Here is an 18624-nt window from a genome sequence, read left to right on the forward strand (position 1 = left end):
CTCCTGTTCTCCATTTCCTCCCCCTCCCCCAACTACCTCGCAGCGGACAAAAAGCCGACCAGGCGCATGGTAATGCGTGCGAGCGGCCCCGGCAGCCGGGCAGCAATGCTCTCGATCGCTTCGCGATCCTGCGCAGGCACCGCCCGCAACAGCTTCAAGGCAACGAAATACGCCGCCGCCCCGGCCGAAACAGCAAGGACAAGCCCCCCCAAACCCGTCACCGCCTGAACCAGACCATAGGCCACACCACCGCACACGAGAGCCGCCAGAGTCACTCTCGCGAGACTGGCAAACATGGCTTTCAGCGAGCCGGTGAAATGCATCCAGCGCATCATCAACACGCTCATCACCACGAAGACGGCGATCCGCACCAGAGCCGCCCCCTCCCCGCCATAGGAGGGCACAAGCGCCAGATCGCCGACGACCATGACGATGGCACCAACAATGCCGACGATCAACCGCTCGCGGATCTTATCGAGCGAGAAAAGATATTGGGTGCAGATCATGCTATAGACGGCGGCCGGAACGCCGAGAGCCAGAACAATCAGCATCGGCCCGCTCGACGTAAAGGCATCGCCGAACACCAGCGTCACGAGGGACGGCGCGATGGCGGCAAGGCCAAAGCTCATTGGCAGGGTGACATAGGACAGGCTGCGCACCACGCCCTCGAAGACCTCGACAGGCAGGCCCTGGCCGTCCTGTGCATGCAGCTTCTCGGAATAGTAAGGCACGAGACTGCCCGAGAGCTGAACCGGTAGCTGGAGCGCCAGATTGGCCAGCGTGAAAGCGACCGCATAAAAGCCGACGACTTCGATGCCCTGGTATTGCTGCAGGAAGAAGAACTCGACCCGGTTGAGAAAGATCGAATCGACCACGAACTGCATCGACAAGAGGGCCGAGGAACCGACGAGATACCGCGCCGAGATACCGCAGCGATTGACCTTGGTCCGCAGGATGCCGAGTGAGTAGAAAAACTGCAGGCCGAAGGCGATCGTGTAGCCGGCCAGCGCCCCTGGAATGCCGAAAAACACGGCCCCGGCCAGCACGCTCAGCAGTTGAAGGCCGCCGGCGATTGCCGACAGGCGGAAGAAGGCTGCAACATTCTGTTCGCCGAGCAGGTAGTTCTTCGTAAACGAGCCAATCGACTGCACGAAAAGCAGAACGCCGGTAATGATCACTACGGTCGGCGCGCTTGTCGCCCAGTGCTCGCGCCCGGCAAGCCAGAAGAACAGCCCGTACACGGTGACGATGACGATCGTCGAGATCAGGACGGGGCGCAGCAGGTAGGCGGCAAAACCGCGCCGATCCTCCGGCGAATAGCCCTGCGTCTTCAATTGCGGCAGCAGGCGCAGCAGCATGACGCCGGTGCCCAGTTCGGCAACCAGCGAGGCCGTGACGGCCAGCCACAGCGAAAAGGCGATGATCCCATTAGCTTCCGGTCCAAGCAGACGCGCGGTGATGATCGAGCAGATGAACCCGACCAGCAGAAGCGACAGCCCCGCCGCTGCGTTCAGGGCCGAATTTGCGACGATGCGATTGACCATGCGAAGTTTCTACCCGTCTGAGGACCGGCGCAGTCGAGCAAAAGCGCCGCAGGTTGCCACATCCGTTTCTAGGGCGAAAAACTTAAAAAACTCGTGTGCCAGCCGGATCTGCAGGCATCACAGCTTCGTGACGCCCCAGGGGTTCCGATCAATCGAGCAAGGTCGCGACAGCCTCGTCCCAGCTCATGATGGAGCCTGTATCGATCGAACTGCGGTCGAAGGCCTGCGCCTTCGCAAAGGCATCGCGGATGGACCCGGCATCACCCGGCTGGTAGGCGCAGACATGGTCCCGCCCGGCGGACGCAAAGACGGGTGCCACGATCGGCAGCCGGCAATAGCTGTACTGGATCATCTTGAGGCTCGATTGGCTGAGATAATCGGCATTGCTGCTGTCCCGATAGGGCGCAATGCCGATATCGGCAAACTTGATGAAGGGTATGATCGTGTCGAAGGCCACTTCGCCATGGGCGATGATGTTGGGCCGTGCGACCGCAGGAATGGCCTTCTTGCCGAACAGATGAAAGGTCCAGCCCGGATTGGCCTCGGCCAGCACGTCGATGGCGCCGGCATCGAACAGCATATCACCGACGCTGACAGCATTTTGTCTGCCGGCATAGGGATTGACCCGCGCATCGTCGAATGCCGCCTTGGCGATGCCGTGCGGCAGATAGAGAATAGGCGCATCCGGCGGAAAATCCTGCCGCAATGCCTCTGCCATGATGTGCACGAGGTCATAGATGCCGATCGTCTCGTTGAGCACCGCCTCGACGCAAGGGTGCACGTTGATGGTCTTCAGCCGGTCGGCCGCATGATAGATCAGTTGTGCGTCGGGTGCCGCCTTGCGGATCTCCGGCGCCAGCAGGGGTGCCGGTCCGCTCTCGATCAGGATATGGGTGTAGAACGGCAGGCGGTTGCGCACCGCCTTCGGCATCAACCGCCCATATCGCCGGAAGAGCCATCCCGAGATCGTGTTGAGAATGCCGATCTTGAAGTTCATCGGATGAATGGCCTGATACCAGATGAACTCCTCAAGCCCGCGGTCGATCGCCACCCAGCGATTGAGCGGCCGCTGCCGCGCGAAATTCCAGCGTCCGTCTTTCAGGAAACGACTGACAAAGCTCAGCCGGCAGACGAGGAAATCCACATGATCGCCCTGGGCACGCAGGGCGTCCGCCATGAAATGCAGATCCACCTTGCGCGGCGCCTCGGCGAAATGTTGGCCGGTCACAATGAGAACGTTCCGCGCGGGGGGCTTTGCACTCATCGTCTGGCGGCCTCCGATCCGGCAAAAGGCTGACCGCCCAATACGGCCCTATAGAGATCGATATAGCGTTGTGCCACCCTGTCCCAGGCATAGCCGCCGGCCTGATCCATCAAACGCTGCCGGGTCTCGGCCGGTTGAAGCAGCAAAGCACCATAGGCAGCCTCTATCCGCTCGGCGGCGGCAGGCGGATCGGCGAAATCGGCCAGCGCCACGCCGTCATGGGCGGCCGCCAGCGACCGGTAGGCTTCGTTTGGATGAAGCACCGGTACGAGACCCGCGCTCATTGCTTCGACGGCGACCAGGCCGAAACCTTCATAGTCAGAGGCCGACGCGAAAATCGAAGCCTGCCCGATCAGAGTCCGGATGCGATCGTTGTCGGGCGAAGCGTGCACCGACACATGATCCAACAGATTGCGGGTGCGGATCTCACGAGCAAGGTCTTCGACGGTGAAGTCGGACGGCGACCCTACGATGTCGAGGTGCCATGCGCTATCCCGCTCCACAAGAACCGCCATGGCATCCAGCAGCCGCTCGATCCGCTTGTTGACCGAGAAGCGGCCGATGGTCACGATCCGCTTGTTCGGAACGGCAGCCGAAAGGCCGGCAAATTTTAAGATATCGACACCGTTTTCGATCAACATGGCGTGATCGCCGGCTATGCGCTCAAACATCGCCAGGTCAGGTCGGCTGCAACAGCAGAGCATCTTGTAGCCGGTGGCCGACAGGCGGGTCACGGTCTGGAACCAGAACCGCTTGATCCGTGCATAGGTCGTCGTGTGGAAAAAACCGCCATGGGTCGTCGCCACCATCGGCTTGCCATGCAGCAAGCGCCCCCATGCCAGGGCATCGAAAAAGAAATCCACTGCGTGAACATGAATGAGGTCGGCATCCGCCAGGTAGCGGAACACCGAAGGGGCGAAGGGATAACGTTTCGAGCCGGCCCAGGGAATGCGCACGACCTCGACGCCGCCGATCATTTCGAACGCCGGCAGGCGACGCGACGGATCGGTGAAAATCCGATCGCAGGTAATGATCCGAACCCGGAATCCCTTGGCCAAAAGATGGGCGCTGAGATTGGCGACGACATCTTCAAGCCCGCCCTGGCTCGGCGCATATTGCCGCACGACTTGAACAATCAGAGGAGGCGTTGCCGTGCGGAGGGCTGCATCCGGAAGGGTCATCTCGACGGTCTTCATTACCTACCCGCTGCTCGCACTTCGCCGTTACCGCAGGCCGATTTGCCCTGTTCGGCAGACGGCAGAATTGACAGATTAAGTGGCTGAAAAATATTAAGATCCGGTATCGGCAAAGCCTGTCCTGATGCTTCTTGCCGCAAAGGCATCGCAAAACCTTAAAGCAGCACGTCCCCATGCCGGATATTTCAGAACTCGTTAACCATGATCTGCGACTATGGCGCTTCAAACACCCGGCGCTGGCTGTCTTCTTCCGGCATCCGGCCGGATAATTCATGGTCAGGCGATCCCCGCTTACGGACGCGGAATCTCTGCCCTCGGCTTTCACCGCCGGACCGTGAACGAACAGCAACTCGGACCCGCTACGGTCCTGGGCAGGAAAATGGACATCGACATTTTTCAACTACCGGGAATTTTGAAGCGGCGGTGGCATTACGTTGCGCTTTCGATGGTGATCTGCGTGATCGCGGCGCTGCTTTATGTCCTGCAGTTGAAGCCGATCTATTCCTCCTCGACCGAACTGCTTCTCGACCCCCAGGGCCTGCTGGCCGAAAGCAGCGACAGCAGCCAGTCCGGCCCGGCCTCCGCCGTTGACCAGTCGAGCCTCGACAGCCAGATCTTCGTGGTCCAGTCCAGCACGATCCTCGATGAAGTCATCGAAAAGCTCGACCTGCTGGAAGACCCGTTTTTCGGCGCTCCGGTGATCGGTGACAAGCTGAGCCGCGCCGACGCGTTGGCCAGCGTGGCAGCCGGCCTGAAGGCCAACATGAAGGTCGAGCGTGCCGGCCAGTCGTTCATCATGACCATTACGGTCGACCATGCCAATTCGCGCAAAGCCGCCGACATCGCCAACGCCATCGCGACCGTTTACCTGAAGCAGGTCGATGTGGCGCGTTCGGAAGCTGCAAAACGGGCCAGCAATGCCTTCCAGGTCCAGGCCAGCGAATTGCGCGACCGTGTGCTGAAGACCGAGTTGGCCGTCGAGAAATTCAAGTCGGACAATGGCTTGGCCAGTACCGGCGACAAGGGCCTTGTCATCGATCAGCAATTGCAGGGCATCAACGATCAGCTGATCGAGGCGCGCGGCGTCGAAGAGCAGCAGCAAACGATCTACGAGCAGACCAAGAAACTGACCATGGCCGCGGTGGAGGCAGGAGCGATCCCCGAGGCGCTGCAGTCGACTTCGATCGGCCTGCTGCGCGACCGTTACGTCCAGCTTCTCGACCGCCAGACGCAGATGTCGACGAGCCTCGGCAGCAACCACCCGCAGCTAAAGGCAATCCGCTCCCAGGTCAGCAATATGCAGCAGGCCATTCAGCAGGAACTGGATCGCGTCCGTCAGGCGATGCAGACCAATTACGAGCGGGCCGCCGCCAATACCAAGGCGCTGTCCGAGCGGCTTGAGAACATGACCCGCACCAGCTTCGACAGCAGTGCGGCCCAGATCAAGATGCGCCAGCTCGAAAGCGAAGCGGAAGCGGTACGCACGATCTACAAGGCCTTCCTCAGCCGCGCCGAGGAACTGAGCCAGCGGCAGACGATCAGCATCAACAATTCTCGGGTGATCACCGGCGCAGTCGCCTCGCCAAAATCCCTGACCACTCTCAAACTGCTGATCCTGATGGCCGCCGGCCTGTTCGGCACCGCGCTCGGCAGCGGTCTAGCCGTCTTGCGGGAACTGCTGGGCGGCAGAAGAATAACCGAAAAGCAGCAGGACGACAGGGCGGCTGCCCTTCCCACGCTCGCCACCGTGCCCAGCCGCTTGGAGCCGACCGCAAAAGGAATGCCTCGACTGCCGAAACTGTTCGGCCGGGATCGGGTCGACGAGACAAGCCTTGCCGAACGGCGCGAAAAGGCGATCGCCGGCGTCGCGGGCCTGCTCTTCGATGCGCTGGACCGCGACAGCAGGGCAACCGTCGCCTTCGTCTCGAATGGGCCGATCCGCGAGGCAGCCGACGTCATCGCCGATATCGTGCAGTCGCTGGTCGACCACGGCCGCGATGTCTTTTACGCACCCGGCGATTTGCGCGAAAGCACGATTGGACGGAACCCGAGATCGGCACGGCCGAGCCTCTCGCTGGCGCTGGCGCAGGAAGAGACGCTCGACGCACCTTTGTCGGATGTTCTGAAATACGACCAGTTGATCGCTCGGGCACCTCAGGCACAGACTCCCTCCGGATCGCGCCCGACCTATTCCCGCTTTGTGAGCCGCGGCAGCGACCATCTGGCAGGCTTCGTTGTCATCAATGCCTGCGGCACGAGGGCAGCCGGCCACCTGAACGAGTTGCTGCCCCAATGCGACGCGATCATCCTTCTGACCGAAGCCGACGCAGCGTCAGGGCCACAGACCGGCGGCATGGCCACGATGCTGGAGCCGTGGCGCGATCGGATGCTGGGCCGGATCGTGATGGGAGACGGCGCGTGAACGCCGCGCAACGATCGGGATGGTCAAGCGAAACGGCGCCGGCCCATGGCCGGCCGCCATCCGGACATTGAGACCATGGCGGCGGGCAATCCAGGTCAATATGGGATGGATCCGGCACAGTCGGCGACCCCCTCGGCCCAGTTGCAGGCGCAACTGATCCACGCCCTGGCAACGATCGCCATCCTTGGCGCCCTGACCTTCAATCTCTTCCTGTGCTTCGTCAACACCCGCATCATGCCGGTGTCCGAAAGCCATGTGATGATGTGCGAGATCCTGCTGATCGGCTGCGCCTTCCTGGTCGCATTCGATCGGCGTCTCGACATCTACCTCATCCTGGCGCTGTTCGTGAGCTATATGCTGCTGCTTTTTGCGCTGCGCGGCGTGGCCGACATCAAGTCGCTGCGCGATGTGTTCATTCCCGTCGCCTTCTATTTTGCCGGCGCCAAGATCCAGAATGTCCGACTGGCCGATCGGCTGGTCGCACTGTCGGTTTCAATTGTCCTTGTGATCGCTCTGTTCGAATATTTCCTGCTCGAAACCTATCTCGATTTCTTCAACGTGCTCGGCTACTACATGGCCCGCGGCACCGTCTCTCCGGAAGACACCTTCGGACAGACCCGCGGCCTGTTCATCAGCGGCATCCGTCCGGAGCCGCGTTCGCTGCTCCCCTTCCTCGGGCAGCACCGCGTTTCCTCGGTCTTCCTTGAGCCAGTCTCGGCCGGCAATTTCGGGGCCATCATCTATGCCTGGGCGCTCTTTCGCGGCGGCATGCGGTTTCGCTTCCCCGTCATGGCGGCCGCCTTGGCCTTCACCGTTCTGGCCGATGCACGATTCGGATTTTTCACCTGCATCGTGATGACCCTGGGTCTGCCGTTCTATCGCTTCGTGCCGAAGGTCGTCTGGCTCGTGCTGCCCTTTCTCATGCTGGCCGTGATCGCGGCCTACGGCCTGACCATCGGCGCCGAGGGCGGTCCCAACGATGTCGCCGGCCGATTGAAGGTGACCGCGGCCATTCTCATCGACCTCGACCTGTCGGTCGTGCTGGGAAGCACTGCGACCAGTATCTTCACGGCCGATTCCGGCTTTGCCTACACGCTGACCAGTTTCGGTATCTTCGGCTTCATCGGTCTCTGGGCAGCGCTAATTTTTGCACCGCTGAAGGACGCCAAAGCCTGGTCGTTCCACTCGATGATCGTCATCTACCTGCTGTTGCTGATGCTGATCAGCAATTCCTTCTTCTCGATCAAGACGGCCGCCTTGATGTGGTTCATCCTCGGCACGGCAGACCGGGTGGACTGGACCGGTGTTCAGGCGGTCGAGAAGCTTGAAAAAGCCGCCTCCAGGCTGCGCCGCACGACGGCAAGCGTCTGACCTCAGCGCCTATCGAGCGCAGCGCAGGTGCCGGATGACGCCGAGAAATCCTTGAGATAGCGCGAAAGGCCGGCCAATTGTGCCCGGTCGCCGCTGGCGGTCGGCTGGATGTTCAGCGCCTCCGCCTCAGGCCACCAGTCGCCCGCCGCCCAATAGGCCCAGCCGGTCCACAAATCGCGGTTGCTTTCGACGACGGAGACCATGCCATCGATCGCCTTGATACAAGCCTCTTCGCCCGGCGCGCCGAACTCGCCGAGATAGCCGCGCTTGCCGTTCTTGCGAAGCCAGCGCGTGAAACTCTCAATGGCGCCGATCGCATCGTCGGCGCGACTGCAATTGTCCTTGGTACCGGAAAAGTCGTCGTCAAAATACTGATGGACTTCATAGGCATAGTTGTCGACCGGATCGACAACGCCCAGCATGACCTCGCCATTGGCACCGCCATAATGGCCGGACTCCCAGCTGTGCGCCCCGGTCCATACCGTGCCGGGCACGAGGATGAGATTTCCGGCCCCGGTGGCCCGGATCGCAGCGATTGCGGCATTGGCCGACTGAAGCCATTGGCGGGCCGGCATGTCGAAAGGCTCGTTCATCAGGCCGAACGTGATATCCGGGTCATTGGCGAAAAGCGCCGCCAGCCGGCCCCAGAAATCGGCAAGCGCCGCGTCCGGAACGTCGGCCGTCCCCACCTGCTTGTTGCGGTAATAGCCGAAATTGTGCGGGTCGATGACGGTTCTGATCCCGGACTGGCGCAGCAGCGCGACGGTCGAGCGCAGCCGTTCGACCTCGTCGGGCGCAAGATCGCCATTCAGGGTCGGCTGCAGCCGCTCCCACTTGAAGGGCAGACGCACCGAAGTAAAACCCTTGCCGGCGAAATAGCGGATGGTCTCCTCGGACGGATAGATATAATTCTGAAACGGCAGGCCATCAGGCTCGCCAAACTCGGCGCCCGATAGGTTCACGCCGCGAAAGCACCCTTGTGCTGCCTGCAGCGGGCTGGCGATGAGGCCAGCGGCCAAACCGACCGCCAGTACCCGCATCCCGATCCCGGAGCCCAGGCCGCTCGTCTGTGTCCGGCCTTCGGACCGCTTGCCAAATGTCATTGCCAGCACCACTGCTCGGTTTCAATGCGTCAGCGTAGAGACTGCGGACAGCCGCCGTCAACCGGGACAATCACGATACCGCTCTTTTCGCCAGCGCCGTCATCGTGCATGAAACACAGGACATACCGGTTGATCGGCAATTGATCGCACCGGAGTGGCAAACGACGAGGACAGGACGTGACGGATATCGACAACACGATTCAGGATATCGGCTTCATCCTGGTCCCGGGCTTTGCGCTGATGTGCTTTGCCTCGGCTGTCGAACCGCTGCGCGCCGTCAACCTCCTGGCCGGGCGGGAGCTTTACCGGGTCCATATCTATTCGCCGGATGGCAATATGGTCCGGTCCTCGTCGGGCGCTCTGGTTCCGGCCCAGCCGCTGCCGGCCCGCGGCGAGCGCCTGCATTCGGTCTTCGTGGTCGCCGGCGGCCACCCCTCCGGCTGGCACTGGCCCAACATCTATGCAAGCCTCAGAGCTTTTGAACGGGAAGGCGCGCGGATTGGCGGCATTTCCGGCGGCCCCTATCTGCTGGCCGCCGCCGGCCTGCTAGACGCCCATCGCTTCACCATCCACTGGGAACATGCGCCGGCGCTGATCGAGGACTTTCCGGGCCTGAAGCCCGAACAGGCACGCTATATCTTCGATCGCAATCGGCTGACCTGCGGCGGCGGCGTGGCACCGCTCGACATGATGCACGCACTGATTGCCGCCCGTTTCGGCCCGGCCTTCGCCACCCGTGTCAGCGACTGGTATCTGCACACCCAGGTCGGATCCGCGGCCGAGCCGCAACGCGCCTCGCTTGCCGAGCGCCACGGCCTGCATCATCCGGCGCTCTTGGCTGTACTGGAAAAGATGGAGGCGACCATCGAACAGCCACTGGACCGCGATGCCATGGCGCGCTTCGCGGGCATGACTCCACGCCACCTCGACAGGCTCTTTGCCGGCCATCTCAACTCGACCTTCACGCTGGAATACCGGCGCTTGCGGCTCGAACATGCCCGCAAGCTGTTGCAGCAGAGCGCCCTTTCCGTCTCCGAGATTGCCTTTGCCTGCGGCTTTGCCAGCCCCGGCCATTTCGCCCGGCGCTATCGCGAGCATTTCGGTATGACACCTCGCAGCGTGCGGAAGGCCCACTGAACGAATTCGGTCGTCTTTCCTCCAAAAAATATTTCACTTAAGGCAATTATATTTCTCTTCAGTTGATTTGGCGTTTCATCTCTGGTACCGACATGGACAGTGAGAAATGTCTCAGAGCGGAATGGAGTGAGAGCCGATGTGTGGCATCGTTGGATTGTTCTTGAAGGATAAGAGCCTGGAGCCGCAGCTGGGTGCCCTGCTCTCGCAAATGCTTGTTATCATGACCGACCGAGGCCCCGACAGCGCCGGCATCGCCATCTACGGCGCACCGCAGTCGGGCAAGGCAAAGATCACCGTACAATCGGCCGCCTCAGAGACGGATTTCGCAAGCCTTGAAGCTGATCTGGCCAAGAGCCTCGACAGCGAGGTCGACGTCAAGATCAAGAATTCCCACGCGGTGATCACGCTGGATGCGGGCAAGGTCAGTGAGGCCCGCACCCTTCTCTCGACGCTCCGTCCCGATATCAGGGTGATGTCGAGCGGCGACACCATCGAGATCTACAAGGAAACCGGCTTGCCGAAGGACGTGGTCTCGCGTTTTGCGGTGAATTCCATGGCCGGCACCCACGGCATCGGCCATACACGCATGGCCACCGAATCCGCCGTTACGACGCTCGGCGCCCATCCGTTTTCGACCGGCGCCGACCAGTGCCTTGTGCACAACGGCTCGCTGTCAAACCATAACAACCTGCGCCGCGAGCTGAAGCGCGAAGGCATGTCGTTCGAGACGGAAAACGATTCCGAAGTCGCAGCCGCCTATCTCACTGCCGAAATGGCCCATGGCAAGAACCTCGGCGCGGCCCTCGACAGCGCCATCGACGACCTCGACGGCTTCTTCACCTTCGTGGTCGGCACCAAGTCGGGCTTCGGCGTGCTGCGCGATCCGATCGCCTGCAAGCCGGCTGTCATGGCCGAGACGGACCAGTATGTCGCCTTCGGCTCGGAATATCGCGCCTTGGTCAACCTGCCAGGCATCGACACCGCCCGCATCTGGGAGCCGGAACCGGCCACCGTCTATTTCTGGGAACATGAACAAGCCGCCTGACCAAACTGGCCGACAAGGAAGACCAGCATGCCGAGTTTCGATCTTGCCATCACGCCGCTGCGTGAGCTCAATCAAAGCCTCCACGACATCCCCGCCGGCAGCAATGACCTGCATTTCGACGTGCTGAACCCGCGCGGCAGCCACGCAGTCGCCGTGGGCATCGATGCGCCGGTCAGCGTCGATGTACGCGGCAATGTCGGCTATTATTGCGGCGGCATGAACGCGCAGGCCGCCATTACCATCCATGGTTCGGCCGGTCCGGGCGTTGCCGAAAACATGATGTCCGGCGTGGTTACCATCAAGGGCGATGCCAGCCAGTATGCCGGCGCCACCGGCCGCGGCGGGCTGTTGATCATCGAAGGCAATGCCTCGTCGCGCTGCGGCATTTCGATGAAGGGCATCGATATCGTCGTCAAGGGCAATATCGGCCACATGTCGGCCTTCATGGCGCAGTCGGGCAATCTGGTGGTACTGGGCGATGCCGGCGATGCGCTGGGCGACAGCCTCTATGAGGCCCGGCTTTTCGTGCGCGGCACCGTGAAGAGCCTCGGCGCCGATTGCATCGAGAAGGACCTGCGCGCCGAACACATCGAGATCCTGCAGGCGCTTCTCGACAGGTCAGGCGTGACGGATGTGAAGCCGGAGGAGTTCAAGCGCTACGGTTCGGCCCGAAAGCTCTACAATTTCAACATCGACAATGCCGACGCCTATTGAGGGACATGAGATGAGCTATCACAACCCGCCCACCACGCCCCGCAAGTCTGCTACCTTCGACGACTACACCCTGTCCGAGATCCGCCGTGCGGCGGCAACCGGCATCTACGACATCCGTGGCGGCGGCGCCAAGCGCAAGGTGCCGCATTTCGACGACCTGCTGTTTCTCGGCGCTTCGATCTCGCGCTATCCGCTGGAAGGCTATCGCGAGCGCTGCGACACCAATGTCGTGCTGGGTTCACGCTTTGCCAAGAAGCCGATCGAGCTGAAGATCCCCATCACCATTGCAGGCATGAGCTTCGGCTCGCTATCCGGCCCGGCCAAGGAAGCGCTCGGCCGTGGCGCGTCGCTATCCGGCACATCGACCACCACTGGCGACGGCGGCATGACCGAGGAGGAACGCGGCCATTCCTCGATCCTCGTCTACCAGTATCTGCCGTCGCGTTATGGCATGAACCCCCATGACCTGCGCCGCGCCGACGCCATCGAGATCGTCATCGGCCAGGGCGCCAAGCCCGGCGGCGGCGGCATGCTGCTCGGCCAGAAGATTTCCGACCGCGTCGCCGACATGCGCACCCTGCCGAAAGGCATCGACCAGCGCTCCGCCTGCCGCCATCCCGACTGGACAGGCCCGGACGACCTGGAAATCAAGATCCTCGAACTGCGCGAAATCACCAATTGGGAGAAGCCGATCTATGTGAAGGTCGGCGGCGCTCGGCCCTATTACGACACGGCGCTGGCCGTGAAAGCCGGCGCCGATGTCGTGGTGCTCGATGGCATGCAGGGCGGCACCGCCGCCACGCAGGACGTCTTCATCGAAAATGTCGGCATGCCGACGCTTGCCTGCATTCGGCCCGCCGTCCAGGCCCTGCAGGATCTGGGCATGCATCGCAAGGTGCAGCTCATCATCTCCGGCGGCATCCGCTCCGGTGCCGATGTCGCCAAAGCGCTGGCGCTCGGCGCCGACGCCGTGTCGATCGGCACCGCGGCACTGGTGGCGATCGGCGACAACGATCCGCACTGGGAGGCGGAATACAATGCGCTCGGCACCACCGCCGGCGCCTATGACGACTGGCACGAGGGCCGCGACCCGGCCGGCATCACCACGCAGGATCCGGAACTGATGAAGCGCCTCGATCCGGTTCTGGCCGGCCGCAGGCTTGCCAACTATCTCAAGGTCATGACGCTGGAGGCCCAGACCATCGCGCGGGCCTGCGGCAAGAACCATGTCCACAATCTCGAGCCGGAAGACCTCTGCGCCCTGACCATCGAGGCCTCGGCCATGGCCCAGGTGCCACTGGCCGGCACCAGCTGGATCCCCGGCAAGGGAGGGTTTTGAGCAGCCCTGTCGTCCCCTCTCCCCGCCCGCGGGGAGAGGGCTAGGGTGAGGGGCAAAACCCACCCTGAACTATCGCGCAAGTGTCTAAAAAATCCAAAAGGGGAACGACGTGACACTCGATCTTGCAACCTATGCCAAGGACAATGGCATCAAATATTTCATGATCAGCTATACCGACCTGTTCGGTGGGCAGCGAGCCAAGCTTGTGCCGGCCCAGGCGATTGCCGGCATGCAGCGCGAAGGGGCGGGCTTTGCCGGCTTTGCCACCTGGCTCGACATGACACCGGCCCATCCAGATCTCTTCGCCCTGCCGGATGCCTCTTCGGTGATCCAGCTGCCGTGGAAGAAGGAAGTCGCCTGGGTCGCGGCCGACTGCATGATGGAAGGCCGCTCGGTCGCGCAGGCGCCGCGCAACCTGCTGAAGCGGCTGATCGGTGAAGCCCAGAGCGAGGGCATGCGGGTCAAGACTGGCGTCGAGGCGGAATTCTTCCTGATTTCCGCCGACGGCTCGGAAATTTCCGATGGTCTCGATACGGCGGAAAAGCCCTGCTATGACCAGCAGGCCATCATGCGGCGCTACGATGTTATCGCCGAGATCTGCGACTACATGCTGGAACTCGGCTGGGGGCCGTATCAGAACGACCACGAGGATGCCAACGGCCAGTTCGAGATGAACTGGGAATTTGACGACGCGCTGAAAACCGCCGACAAGCATTCCTTCTTCAAGTTCATGGTCAAATCCGTGGCCGAAAAACACGGACTGCGCGCCACCTTCATGCCGAAACCCTTCAAGGGACTGACTGGCAATGGCTGCCATTGCCACATCTCGGTCTGGGACCTGCCGGGCAAAAACAATGCCTTTGCCGACGACAATGCCGATTTCGGCCTGTCCGCCAAGGGCCTGAATTTCCTGGGCGGCATCATGAACCACGCCTCGGCTCTGGCCGCCATCACCAATCCGACCGTCAATTCCTACAAGCGCATCAACGCGCCGCGCACCACCTCCGGGGCCACCTGGTCGCCCAATTCGGTCACCTGGACCGGTAACAACCGTACCCATATGGTGCGCGTTCCGGGTCCCGGCCGCTTCGAGCTCCGCCTGCCGGACGGCGCCGTCAACCCCTACCTACTGCAGGCCGTGATCATCGCCTGCGGTCTCAACGGCGTGCGCACCAAGGCCGATCCCGGCCCGCATCACGATATCGACATGTATCAGGAAGGCCATCTGGTAAAGGACGCGCCGCGCCTTCCGCTCAATCTGCTCGACGCCTTGCGTCAATACGACGGGGATACGCTTCTGAAAGACGCAATGGGAACGGAGTTTTCCGCAGCCTATCTTAAGCTCAAGCACAATGAGTGGAACGCTTATGCCGGTCACTTCACCCAATGGGAGCGCGACACCACGCTCGACATCTGAGGGCCGGAATTATCGTTCGATTCGCAGAACAGCTATTCCAACGACAAGGCGCCGGAGCTTGTCCGGCGCCTTTCACTTGGGATAAACAACTGCCGCATGCCCTGCACGGGCCGAGCATAAGGGTTGAGATATGACTAGCTACGTATTGACGGTTTCCTGCAAGTCCACCAGAGGCATTGTCGCCGCGATTTCAGGTTATCTCGCCGCCGAGGGCTGCAACATCATCGACAGCTCGCAATTCGACGACCTCGATACCGGCAAGTTCTTCATGCGCGTCAGCTTCATCTCCGAAGAGGGCCTCAGCGGAGACAAGCTGCTCGAGGGCTTCGCGCCGATCGCGGAGAAATTCGCCATGACGTTCGAGATGCATGACTCGGCCCACCGCATGAAGGTGCTGCTGATGGTGTCGCGCTTTGGCCACTGCCTCAACGACCTGCTCTACCGCTGGAAGATCGGCGCGCTGCCAATCGAGATCGTCGGTGTTATCTCCAACCATTTCGACTATCAGAAGGTCGTGGTCAATCACGACATTCCGTTCCACCATATCCCGGTCACCAAGGCCAACAAGCCGCAGGCCGAGGCTCGGATCATGGAAGTGGTCGAGCAGACCGGCACCGAACTGATCGTGCTGGCCCGCTACATGCAGATCCTGTCCGACAGCATGTGCCAGAAAATGTCCGGACGGATCATCAACATCCACCACTCTTTCCTGCCGAGCTTCAAGGGCGCAAATCCCTACAAGCAGGCATTCGAGCGCGGCGTGAAGCTGATCGGCGCCACGGCCCATTACGTCACCGCAGACCTCGACGAAGGCCCCATCATCGAGCAGGACGTTGCCCGCATCACCCATGCGCAGTCGGGCGAGGACTATGTCTCGATCGGCCGCGACGTCGAGAGCCAGGTGCTGGCCCGCGCCATCCACGCGCATATCCATCACCGCACCTTCATCAACGGCAACCGCACGGTCGTTTTCCCCGCAAGCCCCGGTTCCTACGCTTCCGAGCGCATGGGCTGACGCTTTCGGTTAATGCCTCAAGCAGACCTCCGGCCGCAGATCAGTGCGGCCGGGATGGACGCGCGCTATGCGTTTGATATTGTCGGCTGAATTTGAGTCTCCAAGGGAGAACAACCATGCCCGACAGCACTCTGTTTGAGCGCACCGAACTCCCCCGGCCCGCCGTCTCCATTGAGCAGGCGGCAGACATCCTGAAAGAGCATTACGGGCTCGAGGGCAGCATTGTCGAACTCGGCAGCCAGCAGGACCGCAATTTCCGCATCGACACCGGCGCCGTCCGCTTCGTCCTGAAGATCTGCCGCGCCGAATATGCAACCATCGAACTGGAGGCCCAGAACGCCGCCATGCGCCATCTGCGCGCCATCGATGGCATGGCCCGCGTGCCGGAACCGATCGCCTCCACAAGCGGCACCGATATCGTCGCGCTCGCGGTCGACGGTGAAAACTACCAGGTCCGACTGCTCTCCTATCTTGAGGGAGAACCGCTGACCCGCCGCAAACATCTGCCCCCAACGACCGTGGCCGCACTTGGCGATCTTGCCGGGCGCGTTGCCCTTGGCCTCAAGGACTTCTCCCACGACGGCCTTGAGCGCGATCTGCAATGGGATCTTCGCCGCGCCGGCCCCGTGGCGCTGCGCCTGCTGGGCGCGGTGACCGACCGGCCGCTGCGCGACCAGATCGCCAAGGCGATGATCAGCGCCATGAAGCGGCTGCGGCCGCTGACGCCCGATCTCACGGTGCAGGCCATCCATCAGGATATCACCGACGACAACGTCGTCAGCCGGCCCGACCCCGATGGCCGCCCGATCCCCGATGGCGTGATCGATTTTGGCGATGTCATCTCCAGTTGGCTGGTCGCCGACCTCGCCGTGACCTGCGCCTCGCTGCTGCACCATGCCGACAATGATCCGTTCTTCATCCTGCCGGCCGTCCGGGCCTTTCATGCCGTCAGCCCGCTGAATGCAAGCGAACTGCGCGCTCTCTGGCCGCTGATCGTCGCCCGTGCCGGCGTGCTGGTCGCCAGCAGCGAGCAGCAGCGCGCCATCGATCCGGACAACGGCTATGTGATCGACAACGCCGCCCACGAAAGGGAGATCTTCGAAGTCGCCACATCGGTGCCCTTCTCGCTGATGGAAACGGCGATCCTGCAGGCCGTCGGTGACACTGTCGACACTCCCGCAGTCCTGCCGGACATCGGCCGCCTGTTGCCCGACGTCGAACCCGACAGCGTTCGCCTGACCGACCTGTCGACCCGGAGCTTCGATTTCATCCAGGACGAATGGTCCGATCCGGAGATCGACTGGAAACTGCTGGCCCAGGTCGCGGCCGAAACCGGCGTCGCCACCACCCGTTACGGCGAGTATCGCCTGTCCTACACCAAGCCGCTCTCCGCCCATGCACCGGCCACCTTCGCCCTGCATATTGACGCCTGCCTGCCGGCCGAAACCCTGGCGGTGGCGCCATTCGACGGCGTGCTGCAGACCACCGAGCAGCACATTATCCTGCGGGGAGAGGACCTGTCCCTGCACATCCATGGGTTGGATTGCCCGATCGATGACGGAACGCCGTTGGTGGCCGGTCAGGACCTCGGCCGCATTGCCGGCGCGCCCGGCACGATCGGCGGCCTGCGGCTGCAATTCTGCCGGGACGACGATCTCGTGCCACCGCTGTTTGCCAGACCCGCCCATGCGCAGGCCTGGCGCCATCTCTGCCCCTCGCCATCGGCGCTGTTCGGCACGGATATCGATGCGCCACCGCTCGAAGACGAAAAACTGCTCGAACGCCGGCATCGCAATTTCGCCGCGCCTCAGAAGAATTATTATTCCCATCCGCCGCAGATCGAACGCGGCTGGAAGGAGCATCTGTTCGACACGACGGGCCGCGCCTATCTCGACATGGTCAACAACGTCACCATGGTCGGCCACGGCCATCCACGGCTGGCCCATGCCGCCGGCCACCAATGGTCGCTGCTCAACACCAATTCGCGCTTTCACTATGCCTCGGTTGCCGAGTTTTCCGAACGGCTCGCCGGCCTCGCCCCCGATGGCCTCGACACCGTTTTCCTGGTCAACAGCGGTTCGGAGGCCGTCGACCTGGCAATCCGGCTGGCCTGGGCGGCATCGGGCGCCCGCAACATGCTGAGCCTGCTGGAGGCCTATCACGGCTGGACGGTTGCCAGCGACGCGGTGTCCACATCCATAGCCGACAACCCGCGTGCGCTGGAGACCCGGCCGGATTGGGTTCATCCCGTTCTCTCGCCCAATACCTATCGCGGCCAATTCCGCGGCGAAGCCTCGACGACCGATTATGTCGAAGCCGTTGCGGCAACTCTTGCCGAAATCGACGCGGCCGGAACGGGGCTCGCCGGCATCGTCTGCGAAAGCGTCTATGGCAATGCTGGCGGCATTCCCTTGCCACCGGGCTATCTTCGCCAAGTCTATGCCCTGGTGCGCGACCGGGGCGGGCTTTGTATCGCAGACGAAGTTCAAGTCGGCTACGGGCGGCTCGGCCATCATTTCTGGGGCTTCGAAACGCAGGGGGTCGTGCCGGACATCATCACCATTGCCAAGGGCATGGGCAACGGCCAGCCGCTCGGTGCCGTAATCACCCGTAGGGAGATCGCCGAGGCTTTCGAAAAGGAGGGCTATTTCTTCTCCTCGTCCGGCGGCAGTCCTGTCAGTTGCGTGGTCGGCATGACCGTGCTCGACATCATGCGCGACGAAGACCTGCAGGAAAACGCCCGCATCATCGGCGATTACCTGAAAAGCCGGCTGGAAGCGCTAGGCCAACGCTTCCCCCTGGTTGGCGCCGTGCATGGCATGGGGCTTTATCTCGGCCTGGAATTCGTCCGCGACCGTGACACGCTGGAGCCGGCAACGGCCGAGACGGCCGCCATTTGCGACCGCCTGCTCGATCTCGGCGTCATCATGCAGCCGACCGGTGACCATCTGAACGTGTTGAAGATCAAGCCGCCGCTTTGCCTTGCGAAGGAAAGCGCCGACTTCTTTGCCGACATGCTGGAAAAGGTTCTCTCGGAAGGCTGGTAGGCGCAACCGT

At 62.2% G+C, this 18624-nt stretch carries 13 protein-coding genes; 9 read left to right on the top strand and 4 right to left on the bottom strand.

All coding sequences use genetic code 11. The features are described 5' to 3' along the window. Nucleotides 1-32 precede the first annotated feature (32 nt). From HFC70_RS22945 to HFC70_RS22955, 3 genes are all read right to left on the bottom strand, one after another. On the bottom strand, nucleotides 33-1544 hold the full coding sequence (locus tag HFC70_RS22945; RefSeq protein ID WP_168475628.1) for a polysaccharide biosynthesis C-terminal domain-containing protein: 1512 nt from the start codon (nucleotides 1542-1544) through the stop codon (nucleotides 33-35). A gap of 148 nt (nucleotides 1545-1692) precedes the next feature. Further along, nucleotides 1693-2772: a glycosyltransferase family 4 protein gene (locus tag HFC70_RS22950; protein ID WP_168475629.1), complete on the bottom strand. Its 1080-nt coding sequence runs from the start codon at nucleotides 2770-2772 to the stop codon at nucleotides 1693-1695. A 32-nt stretch (nucleotides 2773-2804) separates the two neighbouring features. Continuing rightward, nucleotides 2805-4004, bottom strand: coding sequence for a glycosyltransferase family 4 protein (locus tag HFC70_RS22955; RefSeq protein WP_168475630.1), 1200 nt, complete (start codon nucleotides 4002-4004; stop codon nucleotides 2805-2807). A 379-nt stretch (nucleotides 4005-4383) separates the two neighbouring features. Between HFC70_RS22955 and HFC70_RS22960 the strand changes: the two genes are divergently transcribed. Both HFC70_RS22960 and HFC70_RS22965 read left to right on the top strand, forming a co-directional pair. Further along, nucleotides 4384-6426, top strand: a complete 2043-nt coding sequence (locus HFC70_RS22960) for a GumC family protein (protein ID WP_168475631.1) — start codon at nucleotides 4384-4386, stop codon at nucleotides 6424-6426. A 45-nt stretch (nucleotides 6427-6471) separates the two neighbouring features. Further along, a complete protein-coding gene (locus HFC70_RS22965; protein ID WP_168475632.1) occupies nucleotides 6472-7797 on the top strand; it encodes a UDP-phosphate alpha N-acetylglucosaminyltransferase in 1326 nt (441 codons plus the stop codon). Between the two features lie 2 nt (nucleotides 7798-7799). On the opposite strand, the gene HFC70_RS22970 is transcribed toward HFC70_RS22965, so the two are convergent. Beyond that, entirely contained in the window at nucleotides 7800-8837 is a 1038-nt protein-coding gene (locus HFC70_RS22970) for a glycoside hydrolase family 5 protein (RefSeq protein WP_168475739.1), read from the bottom strand. Between the two features lie 240 nt (nucleotides 8838-9077). Here HFC70_RS22970 and HFC70_RS22975 point away from each other — a divergent pair, with 240 nt between their 5' ends. The 7 genes from HFC70_RS22975 (at nucleotide 9078) to HFC70_RS23005 (ending at nucleotide 18614) form a co-directional block, all read left to right on the top strand. Next, nucleotides 9078-10037, top strand: coding sequence for a GlxA family transcriptional regulator (locus tag HFC70_RS22975; RefSeq protein ID WP_168475633.1), 960 nt, complete (start codon nucleotides 9078-9080; stop codon nucleotides 10035-10037). A 136-nt stretch (nucleotides 10038-10173) separates the two neighbouring features. Continuing rightward, on the top strand, nucleotides 10174-11082 hold the full coding sequence (locus HFC70_RS22980) for a glutamine amidotransferase family protein (protein WP_168475634.1): 909 nt from the start codon (nucleotides 10174-10176) through the stop codon (nucleotides 11080-11082). Between the two features lie 27 nt (nucleotides 11083-11109). Next, the gene (locus tag HFC70_RS22985) at nucleotides 11110-11796 is read left to right on the top strand and encodes a GXGXG domain-containing protein (RefSeq protein ID WP_168475635.1); all 687 of its coding nucleotides are present in this window, start codon (nucleotides 11110-11112) and stop codon (nucleotides 11794-11796) included. A gap of 10 nt (nucleotides 11797-11806) precedes the next feature. After that, a complete protein-coding gene (locus HFC70_RS22990) occupies nucleotides 11807-13135 on the top strand; it encodes an FMN-binding glutamate synthase family protein (RefSeq protein ID WP_168475636.1) in 1329 nt (442 codons plus the stop codon). A 109-nt stretch (nucleotides 13136-13244) separates the two neighbouring features. Continuing rightward, complete coding sequence (glnT, locus tag HFC70_RS22995) at nucleotides 13245-14552, top strand: type III glutamate--ammonia ligase (protein ID WP_168475637.1); 1308 nt, start codon at nucleotides 13245-13247, stop codon at nucleotides 14550-14552. A 130-nt stretch (nucleotides 14553-14682) separates the two neighbouring features. Beyond that, complete coding sequence (gene purU, locus HFC70_RS23000) at nucleotides 14683-15567, top strand: formyltetrahydrofolate deformylase (protein ID WP_168475638.1); 885 nt, start codon at nucleotides 14683-14685, stop codon at nucleotides 15565-15567. A 116-nt stretch (nucleotides 15568-15683) separates the two neighbouring features. Beyond that, nucleotides 15684-18614, top strand: coding sequence for an aminotransferase (locus HFC70_RS23005; protein ID WP_168475639.1), 2931 nt, complete (start codon nucleotides 15684-15686; stop codon nucleotides 18612-18614). The last annotated feature ends 10 nt before the right edge of the window (nucleotides 18615-18624 follow it).

It is taken from the genome of Agrobacterium sp. a22-2, from assembly GCF_012276985.1.
Lineage (GTDB): Bacteria > Pseudomonadota > Alphaproteobacteria > Rhizobiales > Rhizobiaceae > Allorhizobium.

Coding starts and splice junctions, on each gene's coding strand:
- HFC70_RS22945 (WP_168475628.1), bottom strand. CDS start 1,544: ATGGTCAATCGCATCGTCGCAAATTCGGCCCTGAACGCAGCGGCGGGG.
- HFC70_RS22955 (WP_168475630.1), bottom strand. CDS start 4,004: ATGAAGACCGTCGAGATGACCCTTCCGGATGCAGCCCTCCGCACGGCA.
- HFC70_RS22960 (WP_168475631.1), top strand. CDS start 4,384: ATGGACATCGACATTTTTCAACTACCGGGAATTTTGAAGCGGCGGTGG.
- HFC70_RS22965 (WP_168475632.1), top strand. CDS start 6,472: ATGGCCGGCCGCCATCCGGACATTGAGACCATGGCGGCGGGCAATCCA.
- HFC70_RS22970 (WP_168475739.1), bottom strand. CDS start 8,837: ATGCGGGTACTGGCGGTCGGTTTGGCCGCTGGCCTCATCGCCAGCCCG.
- HFC70_RS22980 (WP_168475634.1), top strand. CDS start 10,174: ATGTGTGGCATCGTTGGATTGTTCTTGAAGGATAAGAGCCTGGAGCCG.
- HFC70_RS22985 (WP_168475635.1), top strand. CDS start 11,110: ATGCCGAGTTTCGATCTTGCCATCACGCCGCTGCGTGAGCTCAATCAA.
- HFC70_RS22990 (WP_168475636.1), top strand. CDS start 11,807: ATGAGCTATCACAACCCGCCCACCACGCCCCGCAAGTCTGCTACCTTC.
- purU (WP_168475638.1), top strand. CDS start 14,683: ATGACTAGCTACGTATTGACGGTTTCCTGCAAGTCCACCAGAGGCATT.
- HFC70_RS23005 (WP_168475639.1), top strand. CDS start 15,684: ATGCCCGACAGCACTCTGTTTGAGCGCACCGAACTCCCCCGGCCCGCC.